Below are 3,597 nucleotides of genomic sequence, written 5' to 3'. Positions count from 1 at the left end.
GTCAGCAGGGCGCGCGAGCCGCCGCGCTGCGCGCGCAGCGTGTACGCGCGGCTGAGGTTCATGCCGATCAGCCAGTCGGCGCGCTGCCGCCCGCGTGCAGCGTCGGCCCAGCCTGCATAGGTGGTGTTCTCCTTCAACGCGGCCAGGCCGCGCTTGACGGAAACGGAGTCCTGCGCGCTCACCCAAAAGCGGCGCACCGGCTTGCTGTTGCGGAAGTGCTCCAGCACTTCGTCAACCAGCAACTGGCCTTCGCGGTCGGGGTCGCCGGCGTTGACGATCTCCTTGGCCTCCTTGAGCAGCTTGCCGATCACGGCGAGCTGCTTCTTCGCGTCGTCCTTGGGCTTGAGAATCCAGCTCTCGGGGATGATGGGCAGCTCATCGACGCGCCAGACCTTCTTGCCGGACTGGCCGCGCGGCACGTCATCGGGCGTGTACTCGTCGGGGTCGGCCTGTTCGAGCATGTGCCCGAAGCACCAGGTCACTTTGTCGGTGCCGCACTCGATGAAGCCGTCGCCCTTGCCGGTCGCGCCCAGCTCGCCGGCGATGGCCTTGGCGACGGACGGCTTTTCTGCGATGAAAAGGCGCATGGTGTGTCTCCCTACCAGGTGATGACCGGACGGATCACGGTCTTGATTTGCGAACGATTGATCGGGCCGAAGTAGCGGCCGTCGAAGGATGTGGCGCTCACGTCCGACATAAGCAGCACCTCGGAATTGCCGAGCGTGTAGCTGTTGGACTGATAGCGCGGCAGCGGCCGACCGGCCTTGTCGGCCTTGATCGGCGCGCTGAGGGGCAGCAGCTCGCCGTTGACGCGCACGCCGTCATCGGCGACGGCGACGGCATCGTCTTTAGCGGCTAAAACGCGCTTCATCATGTAGCCGTAGCCGCCCTGGCAGAAGCCGGCCCCGATGTAGCCCCTCTCCTTGGCGTCATCGAACACGCCGAGCTGCGGCGGGCAGAAGAGGACGTAGGCCCCCTTCTCCACCGGCGCGCTGCTCGTCCAGTACAGGCCGACCGGAATGCTCTTGGTGGTGTTCACGCGGGCACCGGCGGCATAGCCGCCGGCGGCCAGCAGCAGGGCGGCCACGCCCGCGATGACGACGCCTGCCGCGATGCGTTTCAGGATGCGGCTCATATCGTGATGCCCTCCCCTTCCGTCTCGGCCTGTGCGACGGCGCGCAGGCGGTCGCTGACCTTGGGCGCAGGGATCGCGGCGCGTGCCGAGAACACTGGGTCTTTGAAGTACAGGGGTTGCTTGCCGTAGATCGCCGGGTAGCCCGCGACGTAGATCACCATGTCGCCGGCTTCTTCGATCTCGCCCTGGGCGTTCTTCTTTGGCCCCGGCATGCGCAGGCATTCGTCGGGCGTCAGCAAGGGCCGCTGCACTTCCTGGTAAGTGCGCGACACCTGGCCCAGCATCGCCGCCGTGCGGCGGCCGCTGGTCGTGATCTGCTCCTTCACCACGGTGGTCTGCCCGGTGAGGCGGGACAGGTGTTCGGCCGTCTCGACGCGGTTGGGCGGGTAGGCGTTCTGCACGTGGCAGTTCGACGTGATGCTTTCGTCGTGGCCGTAGCCCGTCTCGCGGCTCTTGAGCTGGTTAATGTCCTGGCAGATGAGGTAGCACTTGATGCCGTAGCCGGCCACGAAGGCCAGCGACTCTTGCATGATCTCCAGCTTCCCGAGGCTCGGGAACTCGTCCAGCATCATCAAGAGCCGGTGCTTGTAGTGCGCCACCGGCCGGCCGCCCTCGAAGTCCATCTTGTCGGCCAGCAGGCGCACGATCATGTTCACCATGACGCGCACCAGCGGCCGCAGGCGGGCCTTATCGTTGGGCTGGGTGACAATGTAGAGGCTTACCGGGTCGTCCTCGTGCATCAACTGCTTGATGCGGAAGTCCGACCGGCTGACGTTGCGGGCCACCACGGGGTCGCGGTACAGGGCCAGGTACGACTTGGCCGTGGACAGCACCGATCCGGCTTCTTCCTCGGGCCGATCCATCATGTCGCGGGCCGCCGAGCCGATGGCGTGATGGTTCTGGCCGTCTACGTGCCCGTAGGTCGCCATTTCCATCCAAAGCTCGCCAATGTCCCGGTTCGGGTCGGCCAGCATCGCATCGACGGACGGCAGCGTGGCGGTGCCGCCATCGTCCTTGGCCTTGTACAGCGCGTGCAGGATCACGCCGACCAGGAGCGCGAAGGCGGTCTTCTGCCAGTGCGAGTCCAGGCCCTTGCCGTCCGGGTCAACGATCAGCGTGGCAAGGTTCTGCACGTCACCCACCTCGTATTCGGTGCCGAGGCGGATTTCGTCCAGCGGATTCCAGCAGACGCCGCCCGAGGTGCTGGCCGGCTCGAAGCGCAGCACCTTGTTCTTGGCGTGCTTCTGCCGCCAGCCGGCGGTCAAGGCCCACAACTCGCCCTTCAAGTCGGTGATGACGCTGCTCGCGCCCCACGACAGCAGCGTGGGCACCACCAGGCCGACGCCCTTGCCCGAGCGCGTGGGCGCGTAGGTCAGCACGTGCTCGGGGCCGCTGTGCCGCAGGTAGAAGAAATTGCCGTCCTTGTCCTGCCAGCCGCCCACGTACACGCCGGTAGCCGTGGGTGCGGCCTTGCCGGTGACGATCTCCAGGACGTTGCGCTCGCGTGGCAGCAGGCCGGCCGCCTGAATGTCCTTCTTCTCGGCCCAGCGGGCCGAGCCGTGCAGGTACTCGTTCGCCTTCGAGCTGTTGGACGTGACGACCTTCGCCACGGCCACGCCCAGCAGGCCCACGGTCGAAACCAGCATCCCCATGCTGCCGGCCTTCATGATCTCGTCCGGGTACTGGCTGTACCACTTGTACGTCCAGTGCAGGATCGACCAGGGCGCGTACACGTGGCCCACGTTGGGGCCGAGGGTCGCGTGATAGGCGAACGTGTGGGCGAAGAACTGCGTCGCGGCCTGGAGGCCGCCGACCATCGAGGCCGCGCCCAGCACCGGCAGCAGCTTGCTCGGCTTCGGTTTGGCGGTTCGGACTTGCGGCCCTACCGCGTTGTTCATCTTGATCTTCATCTACTCCTTCCTTTCGACGTTTTGATGGAGCCTTTCGCGGTGATCGAGACGGCATCGCCGACCGCGATGCGCGTCAAGCGCCGGGCCGTGGCCTGGTCGATGGGCATAACCATGACCTCATCACCTCGTTTCAAGAGGGCCAGCGCCTGGCCCTCGATAGTCCTGGTGCCCTGGAACGTGAGCGCACCATCACCGGCAGTATATCGGGAATGCTTCGGTATATCGAAACCTTTTAGGCGCTTTGCCTCGCGTTCGGCGATGTACTTGTCGGCGGCGGCGACGCCCGGCGGCGTCTGGCCTACTCCTGTTCCTGGCCGAGAAATTCCCCGTCGCAGTGCGTGATCTGGTTGGGTTCCTTGCTGCTCCACGTGACGAGGAACATCACGCGGCAATAGCACTTCACTTCCGCCGGCGATGCGAACCACACCGAGTTCGGACAGTGCTCGCAAACGGTGCTGGCTTTGGGGCGGCGGTTTTCTTCCAAGGCGTCCAACGTCGGGCTTCCGGTGGACGGTGGCGGCGTGAAGGCCGGCGTCGGCGCGGTCGCCTCGG

At 65.9% G+C, this 3,597-nt stretch carries 3 protein-coding genes and 1 pseudogene; all 4 read right to left on the bottom strand.

The window, feature by feature from the left end; all coding sequences use genetic code 11:
* A partial coding sequence (locus N878_RS15110) for a toprim domain-containing protein (RefSeq protein WP_021444458.1) occupies positions 1–587 on the bottom strand: 587 nt, incomplete at its 3' end.
* A gap of 11 nt (positions 588–598) precedes the next feature.
* Positions 599–1,135 carry a conjugative transfer signal peptidase TraF gene (traF, locus tag N878_RS15105; RefSeq protein WP_006122512.1) on the bottom strand — a complete coding sequence of 179 codons (537 nt, stop codon included), beginning with the start codon at positions 1,133–1,135 and terminating at the stop codon, positions 599–601.
* Positions 1,132–3,045 (bottom strand): type IV secretory system conjugative DNA transfer family protein, encoded by a 1,914-nt coding sequence (locus N878_RS15100; protein WP_000694765.1) that lies wholly within the window; start codon positions 3,043–3,045, stop codon positions 1,132–1,134. Before N878_RS15100 ends, traF begins: the two co-directional genes overlap by 4 nt.
* Before the next feature lie 298 nt (positions 3,046–3,343).
* Positions 3,344–3,597, bottom strand: a pseudogene (locus N878_RS29355) (conjugal transfer protein TraH); the annotation flags it as partial.

Origin of the sequence: Pseudomonas sp. EGD-AK9 (genome assembly GCF_000465935.2) — a bacterium.
GTDB lineage: Bacteria > Pseudomonadota > Gammaproteobacteria > Pseudomonadales > Pseudomonadaceae > Aquipseudomonas.
This window is presented reverse-complemented; position numbering and strand designations above follow the sequence as displayed.

Bases quoted from the DNA above. Each gene is read 5' to 3' on its own strand.
- traF (WP_006122512.1), bottom strand. From the start codon at position 1,135: ATGAGCCGCATCCTGAAACGCATCGCGGCAGGCGTCGTCATCGCGGGC.
- N878_RS15100 (WP_000694765.1), bottom strand. From the start codon at position 3,045: ATGAAGATCAAGATGAACAACGCGGTAGGGCCGCAAGTCCGAACCGCC.